Source organism: Methanofastidiosum sp., assembly GCA_020854815.1.
Lineage (GTDB): Archaea > Methanobacteriota_B > Thermococci > Methanofastidiosales > Methanofastidiosaceae > Methanofastidiosum.
Genome location: JAHKLW010000007.1, coordinates 1 through 5,452 on the forward strand (window position 1 = coordinate 1; position 5,452 = coordinate 5,452).

7 protein-coding genes are annotated in these 5,452 nt (G+C 32.7%); 5 read left to right on the forward strand and 2 right to left on the reverse strand.

All coding sequences use genetic code 11. The features are described from left to right. Positions 1-373: 373 nt before the first annotated feature. Positions 374-727, forward strand: a complete 354-nt coding sequence (locus KO464_00940; GenBank protein ID MCC7571937.1) for a DUF1801 domain-containing protein — start codon at positions 374-376, stop codon at positions 725-727. A gap of 115 nt (positions 728-842) precedes the next feature. Here KO464_00940 and KO464_00945 read toward each other — a convergent pair whose 3' ends face one another. Both KO464_00945 and KO464_00950 read right to left on the reverse strand, forming a co-directional pair. Further along, on the reverse strand, positions 843-1,169 hold the full coding sequence (locus KO464_00945; GenBank protein MCC7571938.1) for a hypothetical protein: 327 nt from the start codon (positions 1,167-1,169) through the stop codon (positions 843-845). Between the two features lie 480 nt (positions 1,170-1,649). Further along, positions 1,650-2,597: a DUF4338 domain-containing protein gene (locus KO464_00950; GenBank protein ID MCC7571939.1), complete on the reverse strand. Its 948-nt coding sequence runs from the start codon at positions 2,595-2,597 to the stop codon at positions 1,650-1,652. A gap of 38 nt (positions 2,598-2,635) precedes the next feature. Between KO464_00950 and KO464_00955 the strand changes: the two genes are divergently transcribed. From KO464_00955 to KO464_00970, 4 genes are all read left to right on the forward strand, one after another. After that, positions 2,636-2,863, forward strand: a complete 228-nt coding sequence (locus tag KO464_00955) for a hypothetical protein (GenBank protein MCC7571940.1) — start codon at positions 2,636-2,638, stop codon at positions 2,861-2,863. A gap of 105 nt (positions 2,864-2,968) precedes the next feature. Beyond that, positions 2,969-3,820, forward strand: coding sequence for a class I SAM-dependent methyltransferase (locus KO464_00960; GenBank protein MCC7571941.1), 852 nt, complete (start codon positions 2,969-2,971; stop codon positions 3,818-3,820). A gap of 89 nt (positions 3,821-3,909) precedes the next feature. After that, a complete protein-coding gene (locus KO464_00965) occupies positions 3,910-4,914 on the forward strand; it encodes a hypothetical protein (GenBank protein ID MCC7571942.1) in 1,005 nt (334 codons plus the stop codon). 64 nt (positions 4,915-4,978) lie between these two features. Beyond that, entirely contained in the window at positions 4,979-5,431 is a 453-nt protein-coding gene (locus tag KO464_00970) for a GNAT family N-acetyltransferase (GenBank protein ID MCC7571943.1), read from the forward strand. The last annotated feature ends 21 nt before the right edge of the window (positions 5,432-5,452 follow it).

The window sequence follows — 5,452 nt, forward strand, 5'->3', positions numbered from 1 at the left end:
TGATATTTTCTGAATGATGGTGCCGTAAAAATACTGTACGATCTGTCTTATCCTAATCTCATTTATTGTAGTCCTAAGTTTCCCCCAAAGGCCCTAAAATTGTCCTTTTTTAGCGAAATTTACGCGAAAATCGTCTATGCTACGTATAATATACATTATACGCAATAAATTAGGGTATAAATACTAGGAAAAAGGTAGGGTAAACAGGCTTTTTAGGCCCTATTTTACCTCTAATTCATATTATCCCAAGAAGTTAAAAATCTTATTATTTTGTAAAAACGGTTTTTTTGCGAAATAGGGTAGCTTACTCAAAGTATTAAATGCGTTCTAGAGGGATATTTTTAGTCTTAAAAGAATTAATAATAATGATACTATGGTGGAAGCTTCTAAAGAAATAAGCGAATATATTAACAGCTTACCAGAGGATAAAAAAGAGATTGTAAAAGCGCTTAGAAGCATTATTTTGTCTATTGACCCTAGCCTAAACGAATCATTAAAGTGGAAGCAGCCAGTTTATTCAAAGAAAGGAGACATTTGTTACATTTTTCCTACGGGAGGCCATGTTAATCTAGGATTTTACAAGGCTATGGAGCTTAAAGATCCTAAGAAGTTACTTGAAGGAACTGGAAAGAATATGGGGCACATCAAGATAAGGTCATTAGATGAGATTGATAAAGAATATTTTTGGGAATTGGTATCCGATGCCATTTCCAAAGATAAGCAGTAATTGCAATAAATTTTCATTATTATATTATTTAGTATATTGTTTTGAATAATATTTGCAATAAGATTAATGCAATTATTTTACATTAGTATATTATTAAATATATACATTAACAAAATTATTGCAATTTATCTTTATTTTTATTTTCTTTATTCATCATGAAGGGTAAAGTGGTGTATGAGGTCGCTATCAATGCAATCCCGATTATCCCAATCACTCTTGCAATGGATACAGTATTTTCGCCGAGCAGAGTGCCATTAAACATCAAAAAAGCCCCTAGCAATGACAATGAAACCCCTATTAAAAACTGAATAGTCGCCCTTTTCTTATGGATATTGCCTTTATCCCTATTGGAAGATCCTTTTGGACTTGCAAATGCCACAAATAACGCTAATCCTACTAAAAGAGCACCTATGATTATTAGTACCATTGGCAAATTTGCCATATAAATTATATGCATACTTACTATTTAAGTCTTTTGTTTATTAGATTAATTAGCAAATCTAAAATATTTTAATGAATATTGGTAAATAATATTTAAATATTGGTAATGCGTTACCAAAATCTATTATCAAATATATTTAATTCAAATAATAGAAATAAGTTACCAAATCCCATTTTATAGCATAACATTTAATGCAATAATTATTCTGATATATATTATAAATAATATATATTGTTACAAAAGCGATTTTTTGAATTTTTTGACGATTTTAAAAATAGAGTGATGAGGTAAATTTTAATTGAGTTTTGAGGAATTTAAGGGCCTAGATCTGACAGATTGGAATAGTATCGCTTAGTATATATGTTGTTACATTAGAGATTATTAAGAGAAAGATTGAAAGAAAAAAGGGAAGATGGATCAGTCTAGGATGTGTTATTTTATCGGTTTAGGCTACTCTGGACGAGGATAAAATAGAAATTACTATTCAAATCTCATAAGTTCTTCATTCGTTTTATTAATAAATTCTTCAGAATTGAAAGATTTCCATTTTTTATTTCTTTTACTTCTAGGAATGCACCATCTTTCAATCCAATGATTAGATAAATCATCAAAAGGCCTATCATACCACAATGGCGATTCATCTTTTTTTATGACACCATGAAGATTCTTAGTATTAGAGAAAATATAATATCCTCTTCTTATATTGTGGTAAGAATAATCGGGCAATTCTAAATATCTAAAAGCTTTCTCAATTAATTTCAATTTACGTGATGGCCCTGTACCATATCCTCTTTTAGTATTAATTCCATTTTGTTCTAAGAAAACTAAACACTCCTTATATAATTCTTCGGGCAAATGAAAGGTCCCTGAACCAGAAGTATAACCTATAAACTCACTTACCTTTTCATTGTTATAATATATTCTTTCATAAACGCTACTTTTACCATAAGCACTAGTAGTAGAAATAAAAAGTAAATTAAGGGGTAGTACCTTTTCTTCAATTATAGTTTTTTTACCTTCGTATTTTTTCCTATAGGCTTCTCGTACTTCATTTGAAACGAGGGACAATGCTACCATCTTTCCTCCTAAAAGTTCATTGTATGGGGGCAACGCCCCTATCCGTTGCCCGTACATTGATTGATTAATCCAATATGTTATGTTATTTTTATCTAAGTGAAGATATTTATCTCTAATATGGGACCTTAAAGTTGGGCTTTGTAAATAAAAAATACCAAAAGGAGCATTATGATAAGAATCCCAAATCATATACCTCATTGTCCTCCCTATTGGATTCTCATATGGTATAGACCACCATATTAGATTCCACCAAAAAAAGATTTTTGAACATTCTGACTCTGGTTTAATTTCTATTAATTTTAATTTTATATTGGAGGGATCCAGGTCTTTGCCAGAAATAGGATATTTCATAGCATTCTTAGAATATCTTAAAAGAGATTTTTGATAAGTTGAAGATTAAGCGCCCCTCCTATAAGACGGTCGAAGCTAAATCAAATAATAGGCCTACTTTTTATTCTACAATAAAGATAAACGGAGAAGAGATAACAGGTGAGCTCTGCAATAGCAAAGACGATGCAGAGAACAGTGCAGCTAGAAAGGTGCTGCCAATTCTAGAGAAAATGTATGAAAGTAAACTATCCAATAAGAGAGATTCAGGTCAGAATTGTATCTGCTAAAGCTATAAGGACAAAAAGAGCGAGAAAAGTGCTTACTTTGATTTTATTATAAAATCAGATAGAAATAAAAACTATGATGTAGTCACCTCAAGAAGGGATGGAAGAATGTCAAACATTGAGATTAGCGATGTTGCTTCAACTTCACTAATTACACTATACTGCCATGCTATTGAAAGCCAAAAAGAGGATCCAATTATAAATGACCCTAAAGCAGTTGAAATAAAAAATGAACTTGACAAAATACTTTCAAGATCAGATGATAGATTGGAACGGAGCCTCGTAGAAGGTAGGATAAATAAGAACTTGAGCATTCATATTGCCATCCGTGCAAAGAGATATGATGAATATGTAGAAGAGTTTCTAAAAAACTCTCCTGATGGTGTAGTAGTAAATATTGGCTGCGGATTAGATTCAAGATTTCTACGAATTGATAATGGAAAAGTTATCTTCTATGATCTTGATTTACCTGAAGTAATTAAAATAAAGAAGCAATTCTTCAGAGAAAATGAGAGATACCATTTCATCGCATCCTCAGTCTTGGATTTTGGATGGATGAATATAGTTTCCAATCATAAAGGCCCATTCTTATTTGTGGCGGAAGGTGTTTTCATGTATCTGAAAAGAGAAGATGTGAAATCCCTGGTATTAAGACTTCAATCGGTGTTTCCGGGTTCTGAGCTTTTGTGCGAAGTATTTAATTCGCTATGGTTAAAGAAGCCTTTAGACAAACTAGTTAAGAGTAAAATGCAACGTGATGCCCGCTTGGGAAAAGGGGCCATATTCTATTCGGGTATTCGGGATAGCAGAGAGATGGAAGAATGGAACAAAGGCATAGTTCTGCTTGATGATTGGTCCTATTTTGACTCAAACAATAAAAAACTAGGATGGTTTAAGATTTTCAGAAAATTTGAGCTATTTAGAAAATCACAGTGGACAGTCCACTATAAGTTGAATTAGAGGCCAAATAATCTACCTTCTAGCTATTAATTATTTTTAGAAAAAAATTAGAACAGAAAATTTATAATGCTATACAAGCAATAGTAATAATGCAAAAGCTACCTGCAATAATATTAATCGGCTCTTTATCAATGCTTTTTGCAGAGATATTTTCAGGCGCATCCCAGGCTTGGTTTATAAGCGGATGGGGATTACTCCTAACTTTCCCACTCTATCTATGTCACGTGCTATTTTTCTTAAACATTGCATTTAAGCTAAAGAGGATCTCCCCGCCACAGCTATACCTTCTTGGAGTAATTTTTGGCCTATACGAATCGTGGATAACTAAGGTCCTGTGGTCCGGGTATTTTGATTCTAACGGGCCTGGATTAGGGACTATACTTGGGATTGGGGTCTCAGAGTTTCCTGTTCTGGTATTCTTTTGGCACCCAGTAATGTCATTTATAGTTCCAGTTCTTGTCTTTGAATTACTGACGAGAAAGATCCATATATCTCATGCTTCAATCCTAACAAAATCTACTAGAAAGACAGCACTAATAGTATTATCTATTATATCTCTCGCCACGTTTATCGCAAACGGGAATAAATTTAATCTACTATCCTCTAATACCTCTCTTGTCGGCACATTGCTTATAATCTTAGTCTTTTATAGCCTAGGAAGAAAAGCTGACCTGGAGGTATTTAATTTTGGTAGAAGAGGATTTATTGTATTGTCATTATACCTAGCCCTTCTATATGTCTTGGCATTTCTCTTCCTCCTACCGGAAAGAATCCCAAATACCTTGGTGCCTTATGCAACAATCATTGTCTTTTACCTGCTCCCTATTCTCTTATTCAAAAAATCAAAAACAACATATATGGAACTTATTGCAGCAGATGAGAGTAAATATTCAAGTAGGGATCTTCTTATATTTGCCATAATAACAATTGTTGCGGCAAATTTAGCAACTATTTTTTCAAAGATTAGCCTCGTAGTTCTTACAGTTTCATATTTAATACTAGAATTTGTAGGGATAATCCTCTTTGTTTATGTGCTCTACAAAACTTTAACTAGCATAAAATCTACTATAGATGAGAATAAAAATTACATGTAGAAAGGACGTGGGGCATTGAGTTACTGTAGACCAAAAATGCGCTCATTGAAAAGAGGTTTGTAAGATGATTAGAATGCTTCAAAAAGATGAAGAAATTCCCTATAATCTATTATTGCTAGCCGATGAAACGATTGAGGCAATTAGTAGGTATATCAATGATTCTGAAATCTACGTATTTGAAAATGATAAGGGAACTATAGCAGTCTATGTACTTCAAAAAATAAGTGATGACACTATCGAAATTAAAAATATCGCTGTGGGTACAGAACACCAAGGGCAGGGCATAGGTAAGCTACTATTGAGAGATGCTATTTCTAGGGCAAAAGCAAAAGGATTCAAAACAATAGTAATTGGGACTGGAGATATAGCACCTAAACAGTTGCATCTATACCAGAAAGTAGGTTTTGAGATATTTGGCATAAAAAAAGGATTCTTCCTAGATAATTACCCAAAACCGATATATGAAAATGGGGTCCAGCTAAAAGACATGGTAATGCTAAAAAAAGAACTGATTTAATCATTTGTTAATTAATTGAAA